Source organism: Solibacillus sp. FSL H8-0523, assembly GCF_038051985.1.
Taxonomy (GTDB): Bacteria; Bacillota; Bacilli; order Bacillales_A; family Planococcaceae; genus Solibacillus.
Genome location: NZ_CP150291.1, coordinates 2,542,284 through 2,564,510, shown reverse-complemented (window position 1 = coordinate 2,564,510; position 22,227 = coordinate 2,542,284). Strand labels below are relative to the sequence as shown.

18 protein-coding genes are annotated in these 22,227 nt (G+C 36.4%); 9 read left to right on the top strand and 9 right to left on the bottom strand.

The features are described from left to right. Positions 1–2 precede the first annotated feature (2 nt). Together NSQ62_RS12755 and NSQ62_RS12750 are read left to right on the top strand one after the other, a co-directional pair. Entirely contained in the window at positions 3–2,198 is a 2,196-nt protein-coding gene (locus NSQ62_RS12755) for a penicillin-binding protein 2 (protein WP_341320513.1), read from the top strand. Between the two features lie 162 nt (positions 2,199–2,360). Then, on the top strand, positions 2,361–2,981 hold the full coding sequence (locus NSQ62_RS12750) for an HD domain-containing protein (RefSeq protein WP_341320512.1): 621 nt from the start codon (positions 2,361–2,363) through the stop codon (positions 2,979–2,981). A 95-nt stretch (positions 2,982–3,076) separates the two neighbouring features. Here the strand turns inward: NSQ62_RS12750 and NSQ62_RS12745 are convergent, their stop codons facing one another. Further along, entirely contained in the window at positions 3,077–4,264 is a 1,188-nt protein-coding gene (locus tag NSQ62_RS12745) for an MFS transporter (protein WP_341320511.1), read from the bottom strand. 93 nt (positions 4,265–4,357) lie between these two features. Here NSQ62_RS12745 and NSQ62_RS12740 point away from each other — a divergent pair, with 93 nt between their 5' ends. Beyond that, complete coding sequence (locus tag NSQ62_RS12740) at positions 4,358–6,004, top strand: ABC transporter substrate-binding protein (protein WP_341320510.1); 1,647 nt, start codon at positions 4,358–4,360, stop codon at positions 6,002–6,004. A gap of 531 nt (positions 6,005–6,535) precedes the next feature. On the opposite strand, the gene NSQ62_RS12735 is transcribed toward NSQ62_RS12740, so the two are convergent. From NSQ62_RS12735 to NSQ62_RS12725, 3 genes are all read right to left on the bottom strand, one after another. After that, entirely contained in the window at positions 6,536–7,663 is a 1,128-nt protein-coding gene (locus tag NSQ62_RS12735) for a DUF4179 domain-containing protein (protein ID WP_341320509.1), read from the bottom strand. Beyond that, entirely contained in the window at positions 7,635–8,225 is a 591-nt protein-coding gene (locus tag NSQ62_RS12730) for a sigma-70 family RNA polymerase sigma factor (protein WP_341320508.1), read from the bottom strand. Before NSQ62_RS12730 ends, NSQ62_RS12735 begins: the two co-directional genes overlap by 29 nt. A 671-nt stretch (positions 8,226–8,896) precedes the next feature. Beyond that, positions 8,897–9,562 carry a 2OG-Fe(II) oxygenase gene (locus tag NSQ62_RS12725; RefSeq protein ID WP_341320507.1) on the bottom strand — a complete coding sequence of 222 codons (666 nt, stop codon included), beginning with the start codon at positions 9,560–9,562 and terminating at the stop codon, positions 8,897–8,899. Positions 9,563–9,771: 209 nt separating this feature from the next. Between NSQ62_RS12725 and NSQ62_RS12720 the strand changes: the two genes are divergently transcribed. From NSQ62_RS12720 to NSQ62_RS12710, 3 genes are all read left to right on the top strand, one after another. Beyond that, positions 9,772–10,299, top strand: coding sequence for a sigma-70 family RNA polymerase sigma factor (locus NSQ62_RS12720; RefSeq protein WP_341320506.1), 528 nt, complete (start codon positions 9,772–9,774; stop codon positions 10,297–10,299). Continuing rightward, positions 10,289–11,317: an LCP family protein gene (locus NSQ62_RS12715; protein ID WP_341320505.1), complete on the top strand. Its 1,029-nt coding sequence runs from the start codon at positions 10,289–10,291 to the stop codon at positions 11,315–11,317. The genes NSQ62_RS12720 and NSQ62_RS12715 overlap by 11 nt, the downstream gene beginning before the upstream one ends. Before the next feature lie 263 nt (positions 11,318–11,580). After that, the gene (locus tag NSQ62_RS12710) at positions 11,581–13,266 is read left to right on the top strand and encodes a methyl-accepting chemotaxis protein (RefSeq protein WP_341320504.1); all 1,686 of its coding nucleotides are present in this window, start codon (positions 11,581–11,583) and stop codon (positions 13,264–13,266) included. A 67-nt stretch (positions 13,267–13,333) separates the two neighbouring features. On the opposite strand, the gene NSQ62_RS12705 is transcribed toward NSQ62_RS12710, so the two are convergent. From NSQ62_RS12705 to dhaK, 3 genes are all read right to left on the bottom strand, one after another. Further along, entirely contained in the window at positions 13,334–14,116 is a 783-nt protein-coding gene (locus NSQ62_RS12705; RefSeq protein ID WP_341320503.1) for a YibE/F family protein, read from the bottom strand. Beyond that, positions 14,113–15,246: a YibE/F family protein gene (locus NSQ62_RS12700; protein WP_341320502.1), complete on the bottom strand. Its 1,134-nt coding sequence runs from the start codon at positions 15,244–15,246 to the stop codon at positions 14,113–14,115. The genes NSQ62_RS12705 and NSQ62_RS12700 overlap by 4 nt, the downstream gene beginning before the upstream one ends. 275 nt (positions 15,247–15,521) lie before the next feature. Continuing rightward, positions 15,522–17,258, bottom strand: coding sequence for a dihydroxyacetone kinase subunit DhaK (gene dhaK / locus NSQ62_RS12695; RefSeq protein WP_341320501.1), 1,737 nt, complete (start codon positions 17,256–17,258; stop codon positions 15,522–15,524). 292 nt (positions 17,259–17,550) lie between these two features. Between dhaK and NSQ62_RS12690 the strand changes: the two genes are divergently transcribed. Further along, positions 17,551–18,273, top strand: a complete 723-nt coding sequence (locus tag NSQ62_RS12690) for a nucleotidyltransferase domain-containing protein (RefSeq protein WP_341320500.1) — start codon at positions 17,551–17,553, stop codon at positions 18,271–18,273. A gap of 37 nt (positions 18,274–18,310) precedes the next feature. On the opposite strand, the gene NSQ62_RS12685 is transcribed toward NSQ62_RS12690, so the two are convergent. Continuing rightward, positions 18,311–19,540, bottom strand: a complete 1,230-nt coding sequence (locus NSQ62_RS12685) for a helix-turn-helix transcriptional regulator (protein ID WP_341320499.1) — start codon at positions 19,538–19,540, stop codon at positions 18,311–18,313. 100 nt (positions 19,541–19,640) lie between these two features. On the opposite strand from NSQ62_RS12685, the gene NSQ62_RS12680 reads away from it, so the two are divergent. Further along, positions 19,641–20,978 carry an amidohydrolase family protein gene (locus NSQ62_RS12680; RefSeq protein ID WP_341320498.1) on the top strand — a complete coding sequence of 446 codons (1,338 nt, stop codon included), beginning with the start codon at positions 19,641–19,643 and terminating at the stop codon, positions 20,976–20,978. A gap of 54 nt (positions 20,979–21,032) precedes the next feature. Further along, positions 21,033–21,566 carry a GNAT family protein gene (locus NSQ62_RS12675; protein WP_341320497.1) on the top strand — a complete coding sequence of 178 codons (534 nt, stop codon included), beginning with the start codon at positions 21,033–21,035 and terminating at the stop codon, positions 21,564–21,566. 84 nt (positions 21,567–21,650) lie between these two features. Here the strand turns inward: NSQ62_RS12675 and NSQ62_RS12670 are convergent, their stop codons facing one another. Continuing rightward, complete coding sequence (locus tag NSQ62_RS12670; RefSeq protein WP_341320496.1) at positions 21,651–22,181, bottom strand: NUDIX domain-containing protein; 531 nt, start codon at positions 22,179–22,181, stop codon at positions 21,651–21,653. Between the last annotated feature and the right edge of the window lie 46 nt (positions 22,182–22,227).

Below are 22,227 nucleotides of genomic sequence, written 5' to 3'. Positions count from 1 at the left end.
ATATGCGAAAATTACAAGTCAAGCAAAATACAAAACATCTCGCGGTAATTACATTCCGTATGAATCTTCTTTTCTTTGCGGTATTTTTTATGTTTTCATTATTAATTTTTCGTCTAGGCTATTTGCAAATCGTAAAGGGCGAAGAATATGTAAGAGAGCTTGAGCGTACAGAAGAAGTACGTGTGAATACGAGTGTACCGCGTGGTCGTATTTTTGATCGCTATGGTCGTATTTTAGTAGATAATCAGCCGGAAAATGCGATTACTTATACGAAGATGCAAACGACGAAAACTGCTGAAATGTTAGAAATTGCGCAGAAACTATCTAAGTTAATGGATCAGCCATTAAATAAAATAACGTACCGCGATAAGCTGGATTATTGGATTTTAATCCATCCTGAAGAAGCGAAAGAAAAGGTGACTAAAGAAGAAATGAAAGCCTTCCGTGATGCAGACGAGGATATCGAGACGAAAGCCGTCAATGCAGAGCATGATCGTCGCGTTCGTGAGCGAATTACCGAGGCAGAACTAGCCGCTCTAACGGATAAGGAGTTAGAAGTGCTCGCTATTTACCGAGAGATGATGATTGGCTACAATTTATCTCCTCAAATTATTAAAGGTGAAAATGTAACTACCGAAGAATTTGCCCGTGTATCGGAAATGCTGCCTGATCTACCTGGCGTTAATACGACGACCGATTGGAAGCGCGTGCGTTTGACGCCGCTCGCGATTTTAGGTCGCACAACGGTACCAAGTAAGGGTGTTCCGAAATCGGATTTAAACTTCTATTTAGCGCGGGATTATTCACGTAATGACCGGGTTGGCGAAAGTTATTTCGAAGCACAGTATGAGGAAATTTTACAAGGCGAGAAATCGGTCGTCAAAAACTTAACGAATAAAAAAGGCCAGGTTGTCGAAATGATGACCACTTTTGATGGGGAGCCCGGTAAAGACTTAGTTGCTACAATTGATATTGAGTTTCAACAAAAGGCAGATGCCATTTTAGAAAGAAAATTACTTGAACTAAAATCATTTGGACAATCCGACCTATTAGACCGTGCATTTTTAGTCGCAATGAACCCAAAAACAGGGGAGCTTCTATCCGTTGTCGGTAAGAAAATTGAAAAGAATGAAGAAACCAATGAACAATATGTAATCGATTATTCATATGGCACCTTTACAACCGCGTATGAAGCAGGATCAACTGTCAAGGCAGCAACGGTTTTGATGGGCTATAACGAAGGCGTCATTGAGCCGGGAACGGTGATGCTCGATGCCCCAATGAAAATCGGTAACATTACACTGAATACGTTATTTAATAAATTTGGAAGTGTCATGTTAGACGATTTAACGGCATTAGAGAAATCATCTAACGTTTACATGTTTAAAATTGCCATGGGTGTTGGTGGCCGCACATATGCCCCAGGGATGCGTTTTAGTTTAGCTAAAGGGACTCTACAAACGATGCGTAATGAATATGCGCAGTTTGGTTTAGGCGTGCCAACCGGTGTTGACTTACCAGGTGAAACATTAGGGTATCAAGCCGATCCAGATACAGATGTGAAAATGCTTAACTTAGCGATTGGGCAGTTTGATACGTATACTCCACTCCAACTAGCACAATATATTTCAACAATTGCCAATGGTGGCTACCGGATTCAACCTCGTTTGTTAAAAGAAATTCGCAAGCCTTCAAAAGACGGTGAGCATTTAGGCCAGGTAGTAGATGAAGTGACACCAACAATTTTAAACCGTATTGAAAATAGTGAAGAGGAAATCGCACATGTTCAAGAAGGCTTACGCCGGGTTTATTTTGGTGGTGGTGGGTCAGCACGCAGACAATTCGCAACGGCTGACTATACAGCAGCTGGTAAAACCGGTACAGCGCAAGTAGTTTACTACGGACCACAAGAAGAAAAGTATGGAACGGATACAATTAATTTTGTCCACGTTGGTTATGCACCATTTGAGGATCCTGAAATCGCCTACGCCATCATCTATCCATGGGCAACAACTGATTTTGATACGTATTTCCCACAAGGAAATGAAACAGCACGAGATCTACTGGATGCTTATTTCGAATTAAAGAAAAAATATGCCACAGAAGGTGTAACAACTAGTAAAGTAACCATGCCGATTATGAGAGCATCAACGGAGAAGTTAGATGAAGACCAAGCAGTTGAAACTGTGAATGAATAACATTTAAAGGTCTGTTCAAATTAACATTTGAGCAGGCCTTTACGTTTGTATAAGTAAGTATATCACCGCGAAGCAGCTGTTTAAATTACCAGCGTTTTTCTCTGAACATCTTTATTGTCTGTTATAATTTGATTATTAAAAAGAATAGAAAAAGGTGACAAAGTGGAAAAGTTAAAGAACGCATTACAGCTAATAAAACTTGGAGAAGCATTAAAACGAGAATTAAGACATAGCTGGCTTTCTGATGGACGCAGAGAAAGTGTGGCCGAGCATACGTGGCGTGTTGCATTAATGGCAATGGCCCTTGAATCGTCATTACCGAAAAAGGTTGATAGCGAAAAAATGCTAAAAATGATTATTATTCATGACCTTGTCGAGGCGTATGCTACAGATATTCCTGCTTTTGCTACGATGAATAACGCTGAAGCGAAGCAGTTGAAAATGGAAAATGAAATCAGAGCAATTGAAAAAATTCGAGACTTGATGGGTGGGAGAACAGGTCAATTATTTTATGATCTCTGGTTTGAATTTGAGCATAAAGCAACGTATGAAGCGAAAGTTGCAAATGCTTTAGATAAATTAGAAGCGCAAATACAACATAACGAGGCTGATATTGAAACGTGGCTGCCGATTGAGTTTGAGATGCTCTTTATGTTAGATAAGCATACCGATTTTGAACCAGTACTGACAGCTTTCAAAAATTTAATTGTTGAAGAAGGCATTTGTAAGCTTGAAAATGCTGGTATTGAGGTCAATCAGGTGAAGCCATCTACATACATGTAATTTAAAATAGCCACACAAAAAGCAAGCGACTCTAGCTTGCTTTTTGTGTGGACAAGAAACAATTGAAATCTACAAAGGAAAAGACATAAAATTAATTATTCAACCGTAGTAAACTTTACTTTCATCAATAAGAAAACATTAAATAAAATGATCAGTGCACTAATTAAAAATATCGGTGGAATTGGTAACGTATCTGCCCAAATCCCGCCAATAAACAAGCCAACAGGTAGCGCGAGCTTCATAATCATAGAAGAAGTACCTGCAACACGTCCGAGTAAATGATTCGGAGTTGTTTCCTGACGTAGTGCTAAATAAACAATATTCGTCATTGTGGAAATAGCTGTCCGTAAGCCAAGCAAGATTCCTAACATAATCCACTGATTGGCAAAAAACATCAAAGCTAAAATAAACACTTCCGCAAATGTGCTATATGTATATATTTGACCGCGTCGCAATTTTTTGCGTAACGGATGAATAATCTTAGCGCCTAAAATCCCGCCACAAGCAGCAATGGTTAACATCAGACCTAGCTCTTTTTTCGTTAAATGGAGCTGGTCTAGTGCATAAAACGTCAATACTCCAATAATAAGTGATGAAGCAAAGTTACCGAAAAAAATAGTCCAGGTTTGAATGAAGAGCGATCGGTTACCAATAAGTTCAACGATTCCTTCTTTTAAATCCTGAATAATCGTTGATTGTTGACGTATAGGTGTGGGTACTTTTTCGACAAATTGTACGATGATCGTTGTTAGAATATGGCATGCTAAAAACAGCCATAAAAACACATCGTTTGCGACCCACAACAGCATTGCACCGAGTATGCCAGGCCCAATAATTGAAATAAGCGTATAAATCATTGCAAATTTTGATTGAATATCGGTCATATATTCCTTGTCAAATAGCTGTGGCAAAATCGCATTTGTCGCACTACCAATCATATAGCCTAGGCTAGAAAGTAAAAAACCGAGCACATAAAGTGTCCAAAGGGAGAGTTCTTGGCTAGTTAGTACAAACACAAATAATGCCGCAATAACGATACGCGTCGCATTTGCATATTGCAGCACAAGGCGACGATTCATTCGGTCGACAAATACACCAATGAGCATACCTAATAGCACATTTGGTAAAAATTCCATCATACGCATCATGCTCATCGCAAATGCAGATTTTGTGTACTCATATAAAATGATGGGAACAATAAATGTAAAAATAACAGATGAGACATTGGATAACACATTAATTGCGAATATCTTTTGGAATGTTTGATGATGATATAAATTCATAGCAGCTCCTCCTTGTAAAATAGTGTAAAATACAAAAAGGAGAACAAAAAGTGATGATTTTGAAAATAAAGTTCACCTTTTAGGAGGCAACCTGTGCACTATAATTTAGTTTTACATCAGTACTTCGAAGAGCTCAAAAGAACAGAAACATCAATTGAACAATTAGCTTCGATATGGCATTGTTCAGAGCGCTATGCCAAAATTGTCATAAAGCAGTTACAACAACAGCAAAAGGTGCTTTGGGAAACATCCCAAGGGCGTGGAAAAAAACCGTTTTTGACGCTTTGTCAATCAAAGACAGATGCGGTCATTCAAGTATTACAACAGCTTTGGCTTCAGAAAAAATATGAAGAAGTATTTCAGCTTGTAAAGGATGTTGAATTGCAGCAAAATCCCAGTATTCAAGCATGGATGAATGCGCAATTTGGCTTGCATGCATTGAATGAGGAGCATGTTTTTGTTCAGCCAATGTATTTTGTAGAATTGTTTTTAGATCCATTAAAAGCGATTTCGCGCCACGACATGCATATTTTAGAGCAAATACATGAGTCGTTATTTATCATCAATGAACGCAGCGAGATTGAATCAAATCTTCTTTTTGACTATAACTCGGAAGATTATAGAACATGGCATTTTGTTCTTCGAAAAGGCGTATTATTTCACAATTTAGAGGAGTTAACGGCTAGTGATGCAGTGGAGTCGATACGCTATGTGAAATCTTATTATAAAAATGTATTTACGATTGAATCGATGCAAATTTTAGGGCGGTACACCTTTTCGATTACATTACATAAACCACTTACGATATTACCCAATTTTTTAGCAAGCATTCGATTTTCTGTTTTTTATAAAGGGCAGGAGCCAACGATTGGTTGTGGGCCTTTCCAACTCGTTACACATACAAATGAACGAATGCGATTGCAAACATTTACACGATATTTTAAGCAGCGCCCATGGATTGATGCCGTTGAACTTATTTATCAAGACTTTGAAGCCGACGTAGTGAGTAACTTTATATTTCAGACGGATGTCCCGTATCGAGAGATTATTTCACAAGAACAAGGCGCTGATTTTTTTGCCTTAAATAGTACTTATGGAGAGCTAACAGACAGGGACAAGCGCGCTTATATTTGGCATCTAATAGAACCAATGCGGTGTATTGTTGATCATGAGCGAGAAACGCTTGCAGGGAGCTGGCTCGTGGGACAATCAAATAAATTACCTGTAGAAAAAACGAAAAAGCCATATTTTTCAAGACCACTCGTCATCGGCTATCAGGAAATACGTCAAGGTGTAAATCATTTATATAGAGTGGAACCTATCCAGCAGCTACTTTTAGAACAAGGCATTGAGAGTAGAACAGTATGTATTGACTTAAAGCATGCACATGAAAAAATTGAACAGAAAATTGACATTTTTGTGGGAGGCAATGCGCTAAGTGATAATTTGCTACTAGCGTATTTTATGATGTATTCAAGTGAGCCTCAAATATTCTTTAATTTTTTACTTCCAGAATCCCGTCAAATAGCCGAGTACTTGTTACAGCAAGCGACGAGTCAGAAAGAGGGCTTAGCTTGCTTTAAGCAAATTGAGCAACTGTTGGTTGACGAATATACGTTGAAATTTATTTCTCACCGAAAGCACTATTTTTACGTAAGGGAAGATACACCGTATAAGCATGTTGAATTCGATCAACACGGCCGAGTAAATTATCGAAGAATCTTTTATAAAGACTATTAAGCGTAAATCACAATGTTAAATATTTTGAGCGGGTTTTAAATTTTGTCATTACAAAATGCAATCTCATTTTACAAGTAAATGACAAGAGTTAACTTCCTTTGATTAAAAATTAAGCCACCCTTTATAATAGAAAATTCTTTAAATGACTTTTATCGTTGTCGCTAATAAAATAGTATTTAAAAAAATAAAAAATGATGAATCCTACAAGCTTAACATTAAGGGTATCAAAGATGCTCATAGGACGGACTACAAGCCAAAAGTTCAACTTATGCAAACTAAAGATGATACTGAAAATGGAGACATTTGAAGAAAGTGCATAAAAAAGTGTATAAACAATATGACACTAAAAAAGCTCTAAATGTTGATTTAACAACGTTTTAGAGCTTTTTGTGACGGAACCAAACTTTGATTTGGGAACGTTTATTAGGTTTGTTTTCGTATATTTTATAAATTTTAGTTCTACTGAATTGACCTTCTAAATCTTATCCGTCTTGAGTGAAGTAATCTGCTTATAAATCTAACGGAGCACTATTATTTTGAGTTAATTGGTATTGTTATTTCTAGTTCTGGAATGTATTGAATTATCGGGTCACCTTTTTCATCCTCTTGAAATGTTCCTTTTGAGTAGTCATTATATAGATGGATATACGGTTTGATTGTAATGGCTTTAGGTAAGGTTTCAAATGGATTTAACCGTAAATCCATAATGAAATCGCTATTTCCTTTATTTGTTTCACGGCGGCCATTGCCAGTATTTAGTTTTAGTTTATGCCCTTGTTCATCAAAAACTTCGATACTCATTCTTTGCCGGGAATCTACAGAAGTTGATTTATCAAGCAAGGCCGTTCTTGTCGTTATACTAGTTGTAATAGGAGTTAGCATAATTTGTTCAATAGTAAACTGAATATTATTGTATTTTCTACTTACATTAGGTTGTAGGTTTACATAGTTACCAATATCACTTACTGGAATATCGATTTTAAAAGATTCAGAAATCCCTGTTATAGTAGTGGATAATGTCAAATTAAACTGCTTTGGGAAAGGACCTCCACCTTGATTTTTCAAATCTGAAAATTCAAAAATTGTGGAATTATTATCCTTACTTGGTTGTATAAAAACACCACTAAAATTGGTGTGATTCAGTGGTTCACCATTTAGTAAAAATTCAATATTACTCATTTGATCTGATAGACTTTCTTTTGAATTTCCACCTTCTTTATGATGGCGTTCAATCCCAATTGCAACACGTGTACCGTCATACACTACTTCTGTTACATTTAATGTAAAGCCTTCATGCGTAACGCTTGTATTCAATTTTGATGAGAGCCCTTTTTCATCCGCTGCTTGTAGACCTAGATCCCTTGCAAGTTTAAAAATAGATGATAATATAGGCACTTCTTTAATCGTCGCTGCCATCGCTGGCGAAATTAAACCCGTAATAATAATCAAACTAAAAATCATTGCTATAGAGGTTGTCATTATCATCAGCTTTTGACGTATTTTCATATGAGTTCTAAAACTTTTTGGTTGCTTTGTGTTACGTTTACTTTCATAATTTTTCATAGTACGATTAACTAAATCAACTTCTATCGGTGTTTCCCGAATAAATCTTTCTATCTGAGCTAACTCCTTATCCTCCAGTTTTGAACGAGTGTCCATAAATATCCCCTCCTAACGTATTTTCCTTCATCAATTTTTTACGTAGTCGTTCATATTTTTTTCGTACAGTAGTTGTCTTAAGTCCCATAATAGAAGCAATCTCATCAAAACTATATTCCTCTATGGATCGGAGAAGTAGAATCCTTTTTTCGTCCATATTTAATTTTTCCAATAACTCATGAATGATGTTGTCATAGCTAGATTCTTGTATGTGAGTCTGATTTGTATGTTCCTTCTTAAAAACTGTCCAAAATTTGTATCCTTTATTTTTCTTTTTTATTAAGTCAATACAGTGATGATGGGCAATTTTATAAAGCCATCCTTTAAAAGAAGTATTATAAGAAAAATTATGAATATTCTCTAATCCCTTTATAAAAATATCTTGTGAAGCATCCTCAGCATCTTCTTTGCTGCCTAACAAATAGTAACAATAAGTATAGATGGGTTTTTGAAAGCATTGAATTATTTCTGTATAGGCCTGGATATTACCTGTTTGAACTTGTTCCACGATAGTTTTTATATCTAAATCGGCAATTTTCTTGGATTTATTCAGTACAGTCAAAATGTTTCCCTCCTTTCTAACATATATAACTGAAATCAATGGGCATTTGTGACACTATGAAAAAAATTTTTTTATATTATAAAGTCTCAAGTTAGCAAATACATGTATATCTATAATTATTTTTCGCAGCGTTACAGAGTGTCATTTTCTATAAAAACAGCGACAAACACTGATTTAACAGTGTTTGTCGCTGTTTGAAAGGTTCCCAAGCTTGAAGTGCCCCCTAAAAGTTAGACACGGTCATGCCTAAGAAAATAAATACTAAAAAACCTATAACTATTAATGCCACACAAATAAATACTAAAGGCTGTTTAAATTCACTTTTAAATTGCTGTTGTACTTCTTTTTGCATTTTTAAATATATACTTGTAAGTAAGATACTCGGTATAACTCAAATTAAAATAACAAATACAATCTGCATGATTTCGCATACCCAATCTACCTTATTTTAAAAAATGGATATTTTTGTTAAGTGTAACATTCCCAAACCGGTGTTTGGGAACATTGACTGTATAAAGAAACATTTTTTATCCAGCTCGAGTTATACTTTTTTTAACAGACAAACAATAAAATCTTCGGGACCAAATTCATTGTGATTTAAATTACTGTCTGCAAATCACGTATCTCAAACATTTTGAGCAGGTTTTAAAATTGGTTACTGTTACTATAGGTTAATCAAGATTACTGATTTTTTGACGGCGAATCCATTGGGTAGCAATCCATTTTTCTCCTTGAATCACAGGAGCGCCGCCGTGCAATGTTAATTCATTTAGTGCGCTATCATTGTAAAAGTATTCAAAGTATACGGCCATCCCTTTTTTGGGGGAGACGGATAGATTTAATTTTGGGAAAGATGTTTGACCGCCTTCTTCCACATCATTTAAGTATAAGACAAAAGTGGCAATTCGGTTGTTGCTCGCCGCTTTACTCGTTGATGCGAAATAATCGTAATGCTCTTTGTATTCTTGTCCAGGTTGGTAATTTAAAATATGTAAGCCCTCCCCATGCTCGGTAGGGATATCAATAATAGAAGCCAGTCTCTTTTCAATTCGTTTAATGACTTCGTTATCAGGAACATTTAAAAATGCACCGCTACTTGTTCGAATGTCACTTAATTCTCGTGAAGAGCCAATTTTTGAACGTTTAAGATGATTTTTTGACAATTCGATTAATGCATCACACTCATCATGATCGAGCACCGAACCGAGCACAACGATTAATGGTTCATCAAACCTAGCTAAAATCTCAATTTCTTTATCCGCTGTTATAATTTTATTTCCACGATGATTAAAGATTGTAGTTTCTTTCGTTGGCAAATCTGAAAAGAATTTAGACAAAATAAATAACCCCCTTTTTATTGATGATTAATTATTTCTCTATAGTTAATAAAATATCCTTTTTTTTGAATAATAAACTTTTTGTGGTTTGAATCCATTTTGCAGAAATGAACTAAATATTTACATATCTTTTAGAAATTGAACCTATTTTGAATTGGTGCTCGTCTAATAGCAGAATTTGAAATAGAGAGAAGGGGGAGGGCTTCAGCATGAATCGTGAAGAAAAAGACGAGATGTTAGAACAGCTAATGATCGACTACGGCAATGAATTAGTAAGAGTAGCGTTTTCTTATGTGAAAGATGCAGAAGTGGCAAAAGATCTAGTACAAAATACGTTTATAAAATGCTATAAAAAGCTCGAAACTTTTCGCCAGGATGCACAAATAAAAACATGGCTCTATCGTATTACGATTAATGAATGCAAGGATTATTTAAAAAGCTGGCATTACAAAATGGTGCAGGTAAAAGGCTTTATCCATGAAACGACAAAATCGATTTTACCATCAACAGAAAAAGCCGTGTTAGAAAAGTATGATCAGGCAGAAATCAAGGATACGATTTATTCGCTACCAAAAGTGTACAGGGAAGTGGTGTATTTGTATTACTATGAATCATTAACGTCAGAGGAAATCGCCCAAGTGCTAGATATCTCTGTTAATACAGTGAAAACACGATTAAGAAGGGCAAAACAACGTTTAGAATCCATCCTAAAGGAGGCTGAATTTCATGGAAGATAAGAGATTACGTGAAACGTTACATCATTCGTCTACTCAACAGCTAACATTTACAAAAGAAGACCGTAATGAAGTATTTGAGCAAATTCGAAAACTTGAATACAAGTACCCAGCGCAAAAAAAATCACATAACGCATTTAAAAAGTATGTACCTGTTACCGTTGCTGTATTGATGATTGGCGTGTGTCTGTTTTTATTTCTACCACCGATTCTTACGGGAAATATTACTGAAGAAACGAATCATACTAATGCCCTTGATCAGCCGAACGTCCCTGTTGCTAGTGATTCAGTACTTGATGAGGATGAATTTAAGACCGCGTTAATTACAGTTAAGTCAAAAGAGATGGAAGACCGAATCTATCTGAATCTGCTAGTTAGTTATAATAAAAATCAAAAGAAGGTCAATCTAATTTCAATTCCAAAAGACGCCTATGCACCCGTTTCAGAAAATGAGGATGGTTCGGCATTGTACGATAAATTACTGTTTGCCTATCGTTTTGGAGGTGCTGAAAATGTCAAAGCATCGGTTTCAAAACTAATCAACATACCCATTGATCATTATGCGGTAATTGATCTAGAAACAATTTCAGCGCTGATTGAATCCATAAATGGAATCGAATACAATTTGCAAGAAGATATGCACATACGCGCAATCACGCAAGTAGGATTTGAACTGGAAAAAGGCACGCATCGTTTTAACGGAGAGGAAGTGGTCGCATTACTAATGTCTACTTCAGAATTAGACAAATTAGATGAATCAAATCTAATAAAGCTACTAGATGTTGTACTGAAAAAAGCGGAAAGTGAATTGTCTGCAATGCAATTACATCAATTGTTGGCTCAAGTAGAAGCGAATTTCCCGATTGAAGAATTGTCTGCACAGGAAATGAATCGTTACGCCATAAAAAATGTAACTGTAATCGATGGTATGAACTATACAATGGTTGATGAACATTTCTCTATTCAATATGAACAAGATTTTTTAAAGGGCGTTGCAGAAGAGTTAACGACTTTTGATTGAAAGATTTGTTTTTCATTGCAACATACTTATGACAGTAGTAGTGCAAACCAAGCATACGGTTTGTACTACTATTTTTTTGGAAATGGGAAACGTTTAAATTCATTATTTATTGAGATGATTCTATTGATTTATAAATAACAAGCTGATTTAGAGTGGGAAAGTGTCAAAAAAACTAGTAAATCTATTAAAATTTGAGTATTTATGCCGAAATAGTATACGGATATACCATTAATCCTAATAAATACTGGAGGTTTTATGAGACTATGTCAATTAGAAAAAAACTATTTTTAAGCTTTAGTAGTATTACGCTATTGCTTATCGGCATTGCAATTTTTTCTATATTCCAAATGTCGAAAATAGATGAGGATTATACTTATCTACTAGATGATCGTGCTTATAAAGTAATTGAAGCTTCTAAAATTCAAAATGCCACATCGTTACAAGGGTTATCGATTCGTTCGTATGTGCTTCGTCAAGACAACGCAGATTTAGAAAATATTGCTACATACAAAGAAACCGTTTCACAAATAATGAATGAAATTGAGCCACTTTTTGTTGACGAGCAAATGCAAAAAGAAATTCAAAACATCAAAGAGCAACAAGTTCTTTATAACGGCTATGTGGATGAAATCATTCAATATGTAGATAGTAACCAGGTTGAAAAGGCTACAGGCGTACTTTTTAATTCTGCCGTGCCTGCAAATCAAGCAATTCAACAGTCGATTAATAATATTGTTAATTTTCAATCGACAGAAATGAATACTACAAGTATACAAACAACAGACGATGCAAATGTTAGCATAACAATGTTAATCATCATTTCAATTATAGCTTCACTTATAGCCATTGCCTTAGCTTATAGAATTACAGTGAATATTACGAAGCCACTAAATCGTTTAACAGACGCTGCAAAAGTTATTGCAACGGGTGACCTGCGAGAGCAGGATATTATCGTCAATACAAAAGATGAAATTAATGAACTGGCTAAGACGTTTAATACGATGAAAGCGAATTTACGTGAACTAATTAGTAGTGTGTCGATGAATGTCTCAAATACGACTGCGGCTACAGAGCAATTAGCCGCAAGTACTGATGAAGTAACAATCGCGACAAAAGATATTGCTGAACGTATGGAAGCGATCGCTACAGGTGGAAGTCAAGCGGCGATTATGGGGAATGATTGTGCCATTGCAACTGATGAAAGTGCACAGGGTGTAGGAAGAATTGCTGAAGCAGCGCAATCATTACATTCACAAGCGGTCGACATGCAAGCCATTGCTCGTGAAGGTGGTCAAACACTTGAAACAGCTGAACAGCAAATGACGGTTATTCAACAGTCATCTTATGAAACAAAAGAGAAAATTAAGCAGTTAAGTTTACAATCAGCTGAAATCGAAAGCATTACAAAAGTCATTACAGATATTACAGATCAAACAAATTTACTTGCTTTAAATGCGGCGATTGAAGCAGCGCGTGCAGGTGAACATGGTAAGGGTTTTGCGGTCGTAGCCGACGAAGTACGTAAGCTTGCTGAGGAATCGAAAAACTCTGCGACGAAAATTACGGGGTTAACAGCTCTGATTCAAAAAGATACGAAAGAAGTCGAAGAGAGCGTTAATGTAACGGTACAAAATATTGATCAGGGTGTTACGTACGTGCAAAATGCGCAAACATCATTTATGAATATCGTAGGATCGATTACTGATATGACAACTCAAATTCAAGAGGTATCTGCATCATCAGAAGAAATTTCTGCAAGTACGGAAGAAGTAGCTGCATCTGTTTCAGAAATGGCGCAATCTGCAACAACCGTAGCGGAGGAATCAAGTGTCATTCTAGCTGCAGTTGAGGAACAAACAGCGACAATGCATGAAATTAACTCTGTAGCGAAGTCACTTAGCGAAGGTGCTTTAGCTGTAAATGAAGAAATTAACCGATTTAAAGTATAATACTAACAAAAATACAATTTTTCTCTACGGAGAAAAATTGTATTTTTTCTTTCCCAAGTAAAATGGTTTAATTAGAATCATGTTGACGAGGTACACTAGATTTTTTGGTTAAGAAATACGAAGTCACCCAGGCAGTAACAGGAATGACTAAGATAACACCGATTGCTGCACAGCAAATCGTAATCATTTCCCCACTAAAAATTTTTGAATTTACGATATCCCCAAATGAATAGGCAAGATCTTTAAACCAAATGATGAGGGCCAAATAACTTCCGATAAACGCAAAGAACAATGTATTGACACTTGTTCCGATGATATCCCGTCCGATAGTTAAGCCAAAACGAAACAATGCTTTTCGCTCGATGTGCGGTTGATGATAATGAAGCTCGCGCATCGGTGAAGAAATCGCCATTGCTGCATCAGTAATCGCGCCAATCGTACTCATAATGATAACGGAGATGGCTACCTTAACAAAATCAATCCCAATATACAGTGAAAATGCACCTAATTCTTCTGTTTCTTCTTCACCGAAACCTTGTATCATAGCATTGTTCGTTATATACGTGATGAGTAACACGAGCAGCAAGGTCGTGATGATTGTTGACACAAAGGCGGTTTTCGTTTTTGCATTTATTTGGTTTATAAAAAATAAGTTAATGTAGCTAATGAAAATACAAGCTACAAGTGTGATGAGAACCGGATTTAATGTTGGCACGTTCATAAAAAACAGCGCCACAATCACCACGATAAAATTCAAAAATAATGCAACAAATGAACGAATCCCTTTTTTCCCACCTACAAGAAACATCAATAAAAATAGAATGATGGCTAACAGCACAATGGCATTCATTGTTTAACCTTCTTTCTCTGAATGAAAAATAGGGCGGTATAAAGTCCAATCGGGATGGTGATGACAATCCCAATGCCTCCAGCTAAAGCACGAACGAGTTCTAATGATAAATTGAGTGAGAGTGTGTAGCCAAATGCCGATGCGTTTTTAAAATAAAGTAGGAGCATCGGGATGGACCCACTAACATAGGCAAAAAATAAGATATTGGTCATGGTCCCCATAATATCTTTCCCGATTTCCATGCCGGATTTCGTAAGAGCTTTTATTGAAATGTGTGGGTTTTCTTCATATAAGCCAAAAAGCGAAGAAGACATCGTGATCGCCACATCCATCACGGCACCTAATGAACCAATAAACAGCCCTGCCATAAAGACCGTTTTATAAGGACGCGTTAGAAATTGTAATTCTTCGTAGCGCAGTCCATTTTCCCCAGTAATTTTAAGGGCGATAAACGTAATCGCGAGTGACAAAAATGTTCCGATAAGCGTCGCGATAATCGCAGCAAATGTTTTCTCGTTGATACCATTCACTAATAACAAGGAAGTTACCGTGAAGAGCACGATGCAAATAACACAAATCCAAAGTAAGCTTTGATTTTGACTGGTCGTATACAAATCTAAAGCGAGCGACAGTATACCGATATTAATAGCCAGGCTAATGATCGAAAAGAATCCTTGTCTTTTCCCAACAGCTAAGAGGACCAATACGAAAATCCAGCCAATCATAACTAAATATTTATCCCGTTTCACTCCATCAATAATCCCCATTAAGGGGCCTTGTGGATCTTTGGAAAGTCTGACGAATACTTCGGTTCCGATTTCATAATTTTGATCAAAACCCTGAGAATAGGAATAGTCATTTTGTAATTCAATCCGTTCTCCCTTGTGATCTCCGTTTTTTAACTCAGCGATTAAAAGCTGTGAAACGATTACATCTTTATTTTGAAACATATCTTCTGTGTTAGTGGTGCTTTTCGTCTTGGATTCAATAATTTGCGCAATATCTTGTTCATAAAATGAGTGGTTGGAGTGAACAAATAAGAAGGATCCAATAAGTAAACACAATAACAAAATAAGTGCGACACGCTGTTTGAAAGGCATCGTTTGAAAAAAGAGTTTGATCGTTTGCATATATTTCCTCCATTCAATCATGCCTAAAGTGAAATGGTATTGATTTAAAAATTCTTTAAAACGTTAGCTTTCTCGAGAATCCATTGTAACAAAGCAAAGTAGGCGACTCAATTAATTAGTAAATGTTGAAAGATTGAAAATAATTAAGGTTTTACTAGAGAGTCGACATAACAAAAAAATACAATTTTTCTCCACAGAGAAAAATTGTATTTTAGTATGCAAACAGAGAGTTGCTATGAAATTAAAATAGGTTAGCTGTCCTAACAAATGCTTTTTTACTGTGCGTCTTTTGCTAATTGTGTAAAGATGACACCTAAACCATAAGCACCCGCATCGGGATGACCTAAACTACGGTCACCAACTGTACCAGCACGACCCATTCGTGCAACGATGTCTTTTGTCGCCTCAGCGCCTTCAACAGCTGCCTGTGCACCATCTGTAAAGCTTTGTGCAAATGTTTTGTTGCTCGCGACAGCTTTCGTCCATGCGTCAACACAAGGCACAAGTGCATCGATTAATGTTTTGTCACCGACAACTGCGCCACGTCCAAATGAACGCTCGCCTGTCGTTTGAATCCCTTTTACAGCTGCTTGTAGCATGTGTTCAAAGTCAGAAAGAGATAAGACCGTTTTTCCTTCGATTGCTTTTGCTGCAGCGCGGAAGGCAGAGCCCCAAATTGGACCAGATGCACCCCCGCAATGTTCCATAATAATCATCGAGCTACTATTTAAAAAATCACTCATAGATGCGGCCTTAGTTAGTTCTGCCCATTCACGTTTTAATTGTTTAAAGCCCTTTGCCACACTCATACCAAAATCGCCATCACCAGCATGTGCGTCTAATTCGCAGAAAGGTACTTCGTTTTCAATAATAACAGCACTCATTTTATCGATGTAGTAGTGCATGTTTCCGAGTGTGAATTGTTCATTTTGGATTTTTGCAAATTCAACGGGAGTTTCAACTGTATAGGTTGCTTCAGTTGAACCTGTTGTTTCTTGTTGCATGATTTCGATTGGGTCAGCAGGGCCATCGACTTTAAAAGCTGGGGCAGCACTTTTTGCGTTTAATAAATCTTTTAATTGTGTATCTAGTGCTAACATCGAAAGGGAAGCACCCGCCATATCAATGCTTGTCATGTAGTTGCCAACAAATGTACGGTGAACGTTTACACCATGACCTACAAGCTCGCGAATGACCTTGTTATTCAATACGTATAGCTCTTGAAGTGGTGTTGCACCAAAGCCATTCACTAATACGGTAACTTCCTTAACGTCACCTAAATCTTTTAATAAATCATTGACCATGCGCGTAGCCAATTCATCCGCTGCTTGTATTTTTTCACGACGAATCCCTGGCTCACCGTGAATACCGACACCGTACTCCATTTCATCTTCAGCTAGTGTAAATGTAGGTGTGCCTTTTGCTGGTACGGTACAAGATGTAAAGGCAAAGCCAATACTACGCACTTGATCAGCTGCTTTTTGTGCAATTTCTTTTACGGTAGCTAAATCAAAGCCAAGTTCAGCCGCTGCACCTGCAATTTTGTGAACGAATATAGTACCAGCAACACCGCGACGACCAACTGTATAAAGGCTATCTTCCACAGCGATATCATCCGCCACTTTTACGTAATCGACTAAAATGCCATCCTCGGCCGCTAAAGCCGCGCCATTTTTGAAATTCATCATATCGCCACTATAGTTTTTAATAATCATTAAAACACCTTTGTCTGTAGCAACCTCCTTAATTGCTTGGTAGACTTGAATTTGCGAAGGTGAGGCAAATACATCACCGCATACAGCAGCATCTAACATCCCTTGTCCAACAAAGCCTGCATGTGCTGGTTCATGACCACTACCGCCACCACTGATTAAACTTACTTTATTATGGTTGATGTTCTTTTTTTGAATGATTTTATACTTTTCATTAAATTGTAATTCTGGCTGTGCAAAGACAAAGCCACGGCACATTTCATGGACTAAATTTTCAGCCTTATTCATCAATTTTTTCATAAAGATACCTCATTTTTCATTGAATTGGATTTTTTAACTTTGTCATTATCATACTTGATTTTATAAATGTTTGATAAGTAAAAGCGTATTCTTATGTAAATCCTTATAAAATTAGCGAATTGAATGGATTGGAGAGGGAGTATGGTGTGTTCTGAAGTGGCGATAGTACAACACTCTTGTGTGGAAAAAGAGAATTCAAAGTATGTTATTATATTATTCGTTTTGTAAGAAATAATACATTTAAATATTTTATGATTTTACCGAAAAATAAACAAAAGTAGGAGGAATAGTGATGCAAAATAATGTGATGATAGAGCCACTTCATGCAGCTCGCCAATTTGTTGAAAAGTATTTTCCTAATTGCCAAGCTGCAGTATTAGCAGGAAGTGTCGTTCGTGGTGAAGCTACGGCAACATCTGATCTAGATATTGTTGTGTTTGATAGAGAACTTAAAGACTCTTATCGAGAATCTTTCGTCGATTTCGGTTGGCCTATTGAGGTGTTTCTACATAATGTAACGTCGTATAAAAAGTATTTTACTATGGATTACGAAAGAGCAAGACCATCTATTCAAAAAATGCTGGCAGAAGGAATAGTCATAAAAGATGATGGAATAGTAGATGACTTAAAAAAGGACGCACAGGAAGTGTTGGATAACGGTCCACAGCGATGGACGGATCAAACAATTGATAGTAAACGTTATTTTATTACTGATGTTTTAGATGATTTTATAGGTTGTTCAACGATTCAGGAAGAACTTTTTATTGTAAACCTATTGGCAGAATTAGTGAGTGAGTTTATTTTAAGAACAAATGGCAAGTGGCTTGGGACTTCTAAATGGGTGTTTCGTTTATTAAAAGCGCATGATGAACAGCTCGCCTTTCAATTTTTTGAAGCATTGAATCGCTATTATGAAACAAAAGATAAAACTCAAATTATTGAATTCGTAGACAATGTATTACAACCATACGGTGGCAGATTATTTGAAGGGTTTTCAATGGGGAAAACAACTTAGAAGTAGCGGACTATGAAAATCAATCCGCTACCTCTATTTAAAGCAATAATAGCTTTTTATAAATATGCTCAATCGAATGCTTAAACGTAGAATTTGGAAAATGCTTTATTCTTTGATAAGTATCGATAATTTCTTCAATTGCTTGTTCACGCTTGCCAATCTCGTTGTAGCAGTAAGCACGGATTGCCAATATTTCTAAACAGCCTGCAACATCTAGTGGATGCGTAATATGGTTAGGGATACTGTAATGTTCTAAAGTCTCAATAACCTTTACATAATCATTCGTTTTCCAATAACTATAAGCAAGCTCCTGTGTAAATATCGGCGAAATCGTATAATTCGATAATTTTTTCGCATCGTCGATATATAAAACTAGTGATTCTGTAATCGAATGCTTACTGAAGCGATTTTGTACAAAAAAGTTCGCATAGTCATAAAAGCCAATCTCATAAAGGTTTTCGGAAAACTCGGTATAATATTTGAATTTCGTTAATGTTTCAAACACTTTTTTTTCATCATGCAGTTGTGAATAAACAAAACAACTTAATTGTAAATACCGGACATGCTTTTTGTATAGGCTATGTTGTTTTGCAAGTGATATGCCGTATTCTAGTGATTGGACAGCGTGGTCATAGTCACCAGTTGCACTAAAAATTAATGCCTGCATATGGAAGTAATCGAGTAACACAGACGTATCGATTAAGTGACGATTCTCTTCAAAAAATACAGCTAATTGTTCTAAATGTTCCTGACATTGCTCGTATTTTTGTTGATTAAATAAAGTGCCAATCAAAAATAGCTTTGCTTGTAAGAACTTATTATAGTTTCCGATTTCCTCGTAAAAATGTGTGACTTGTGTAAATAAATCATGGGGAAGTTCATTGTCTAACTGATATTTACAATTACAATAAATTTCAACGAGCCTTACTTCTTCGTATTGTTGAAACGTTAAATCCTCTAATACCTCCTCGATTTGAGTTTTGATTTGCTCATATCGATCTAAATCCCATTCATAATCCATCACAAACAGCTTTTCGCACTTTTTTAAAAGTGATTTGTAATCGATATAACTTTGATTATTTAAGAGCTCACTTATCGGCATATCTAGTTTTTGTGCCAATTTTTGAAGCGTGTCCATCGATGGATTCGCTTTATTATTTTCAATTTGACTTAATAAACTATACGAAAAATCATTACCAGCTAATTGTTTTAATGTAAGGCCCAACTGTTTACGTCGTGCTTTTATTTTTTCGCCTAAAGCGTTCATTTCCTCACCTCTATATTTATTTTAGCAAATTTTTAGTATTTACAAAATATTTAAATTAGATTAAAATTTTAATCATACTAAAATAATTGGAGTGATGAACATGTTATTGAAAAATGGTTTTGTTTTAAATATAGAAACAGGTGAGTTTAAGAAGCAGGATCTTTTTATAGAAAATCAGCATATTCAAAAAATCGGTCCACATTTACAAGTCGAGCATGAATTAGAGATTGATTGTGAAAATAAGTGGTTGATTCCAGGGCTGATTGATATGCATGTTCATATTAAAAAGCATTTCGCCAATTATTTTACCGCTGCAGGTGTGACGACAGTTCGCAATACAGCGGGAAGTGTGATTGAATTAAAGCCTTTTATGGAAGCTAAAGCAGATGCACCTGAGCCTAGAGTCATATCGGCAGATCGTATGATTGATGGCCCTCCAGGATTGTGGGGCGATGACAGCCCTTATAATATTAATGTAGATAATCCCTTACTTGCGCAAAAAGAAGTAGCACGCCAAGTAGAGTTAGGCGCGGATTTTATAAAAACGTATGGATGGCTTGAGTCAGAAATGATGAAAGCTGTTGTAGATGAAGCAAGGAAATATGGTAAAGAAGTCAGTACAGATATTATTTATTCTAAAAAACTAAATGCGTTAGATGTGGCTGAAATGGGAGTTGACTGGCTAGAGCATGCTTCAGGAATCATTCAGGCAATCTATCCAGAGTGGACAATGTCTGCTGATCAAAAGGTTTGGGATTCGATCGCCTGGGATGAGCCTGATTCAGCAAAAATAGAAGCCATCTGTCACCAATTATTAGAACATAATATCAAGCTTTGTCCGACAATGGTGTTATATGATCAAATGCGACGAGCTGAAAACTATTGGAAGCCAAATAATGAAGTCATTACTCATATGGAAAAGGGTTCATATTTTTTAGCAAATTGGCAATCAGCAGCACAAGCAAAGCAAGGGCAAACATCATTTGGGATTCAAACGAAAATGATTCAAAAAATTGCCTATACGTATTTCAAAATGGGAGGGATTGTTGTACCAGGTACTGATACACCAGCAGGGATTTTTACGTATCCAGGCTTTGCGCTGCACCGAGAGTTACAATTATTTGTTGAAGCTGGATTTACGCCGTTAGAAGCATTACAACAAGCAACAATGAATGCAAGTAAACTGCTGAAAATCGATCAGTTAGGAATGCTTAAAGAAAATTATATTGCGGATATTGTGATATTAAATGCAGATCCTCTGGTGAACATTGAACATACAATGGACATCGATGCCGTGATAAAAGGCGGGAAGCATTATAATAGAGCTCAATTATTGGATCAAATTCCAACAAAAGAAGCATTGGAAGTGTATACAGATACATTAATCAAGGAATTTAAGCAGTTAGGATTACTCGATAAAAATGTAGAGATTAGCTGATAGCTTTTAGCATTTAAATCTTATGATGCTACAATTTGTAATGAGGTGAAAGTAATGAATATTCTAAAATTTAATAATGAAGCCGACGAATTCGTAGAGCTATTATGTTCGAATGATTGGCCATATCATTCCAATGCTAAACTTGATCATCAATCGATTCGAAATGCCATTAAAAAGGGCTATTATAGCGATGGTAGAGAGACCTTTTGGATTATTCACCAACAGCAAAAGGTTGGGGTACTTGTCATAGATGATATTGAGGATACGATTCCGCTCTTTGATATTCGACTCATAGAAGAGGTGCGTGGCAAAGGAATAGGTGTAAAGGTATTGCACTGGCTTCAGGATTATTTATTTGGTGAACTTTCAAAAATTCGAATTGAAGCTTATACAAGAGCAGATAATATCGCGATGCAAAAATGCTTCGTAAAGGGCAATTTTGTGAAAGAAGGCTATTTACGAAATGCTTGGGAAAACGATGATGGGACCATTTCAGATTCGGTGTTGTTTGCGGCTATTTATGAGGATTGGAAAAACAATACGATTACATGGCCTAAATTACACGATGATATTACCAAAACATTATAAGAAGGTGAAGGCCATATGAATAAGCCGCTAGTTAATTTGGGCAGTGGTATCCACTTATTATCAAAACAAAAAACTCGTTCAAAATTACTTGAACGAGCTTCTTGTAATGGTACCGTAGTTTTGGCGCATATCAAACAGCATGTGAATTAAATGCTCATAATACGGAATGAATGTATCTTCCCGAATCATTTGTAGGATTTCCTCTCTTGATACCCACTTCGCTCCTTGTACTTCCTCGGGCTGAAGCACAAGTTCATCTAGATTTACTTCATAATCTACTAAATACCAATCGTCAAATCCACGTTCAAAATTAATCGTCAGTTGAGGGCGGATATTTTCAAAATCATATGTAATGCCGAGTTCTTCAAATAACTCTCGTGAAGCGGCTTGCTGGCTCGTATCGCCACTAATTGCACTACCGCCACATGTTACGTCCCAATAGTTGGACCAGCCGTATTTAAAAGGTTGGCGCTGCTGGATTAGCATTTCACCTTGCTTATTAAAAATACAAACGTGTACAACGAGGTGAAACTCGTTAGGTGCCATTTCACTGCCTCGTGTAATCATGTTACCAGTTTTGTTGCGGTGTTGATCATATAGATCCCAATGTTCCATGGATAAACCTCCTTGTGTAAAATTTTGTATCTGGATTGCTAGTATA

Bases quoted from the DNA above. Each gene is read 5' to 3' on its own strand.
- NSQ62_RS12755 (WP_341320513.1), top strand. From the start codon at position 3: ATGCGAAAATTACAAGTCAAGCAAAATACAAAACATCTCGCGGTAATT.
- NSQ62_RS12745 (WP_341320511.1), bottom strand. From the start codon at position 4,264: ATGAATTTATATCATCATCAAACATTCCAAAAGATATTCGCAATTAAT.
- NSQ62_RS12735 (WP_341320509.1), bottom strand. From the start codon at position 7,663: ATGGACACTCGTTCAAAACTGGAGGATAAGGAGTTAGCTCAGATAGAA.
- NSQ62_RS12720 (WP_341320506.1), top strand. From the start codon at position 9,772: ATGAATCGTGAAGAAAAAGACGAGATGTTAGAACAGCTAATGATCGAC.
- NSQ62_RS12715 (WP_341320505.1), top strand. From the start codon at position 10,289: ATGGAAGATAAGAGATTACGTGAAACGTTACATCATTCGTCTACTCAA.
- NSQ62_RS12710 (WP_341320504.1), top strand. From the start codon at position 11,581: ATGTCAATTAGAAAAAAACTATTTTTAAGCTTTAGTAGTATTACGCTA.
- NSQ62_RS12705 (WP_341320503.1), bottom strand. From the start codon at position 14,116: ATGAATGCCATTGTGCTGTTAGCCATCATTCTATTTTTATTGATGTTT.
- NSQ62_RS12700 (WP_341320502.1), bottom strand. From the start codon at position 15,246: ATGCAAACGATCAAACTCTTTTTTCAAACGATGCCTTTCAAACAGCGT.
- dhaK (WP_341320501.1), bottom strand. From the start codon at position 17,258: ATGAAAAAATTGATGAATAAGGCTGAAAATTTAGTCCATGAAATGTGC.
- NSQ62_RS12690 (WP_341320500.1), top strand. From the start codon at position 17,551: ATGCAAAATAATGTGATGATAGAGCCACTTCATGCAGCTCGCCAATTT.
- NSQ62_RS12685 (WP_341320499.1), bottom strand. From the start codon at position 19,540: ATGAACGCTTTAGGCGAAAAAATAAAAGCACGACGTAAACAGTTGGGC.
- NSQ62_RS12680 (WP_341320498.1), top strand. From the start codon at position 19,641: ATGTTATTGAAAAATGGTTTTGTTTTAAATATAGAAACAGGTGAGTTT.
- NSQ62_RS12675 (WP_341320497.1), top strand. From the start codon at position 21,033: ATGAATATTCTAAAATTTAATAATGAAGCCGACGAATTCGTAGAGCTA.
- NSQ62_RS12670 (WP_341320496.1), bottom strand. From the start codon at position 22,181: ATGGAACATTGGGATCTATATGATCAACACCGCAACAAAACTGGTAAC.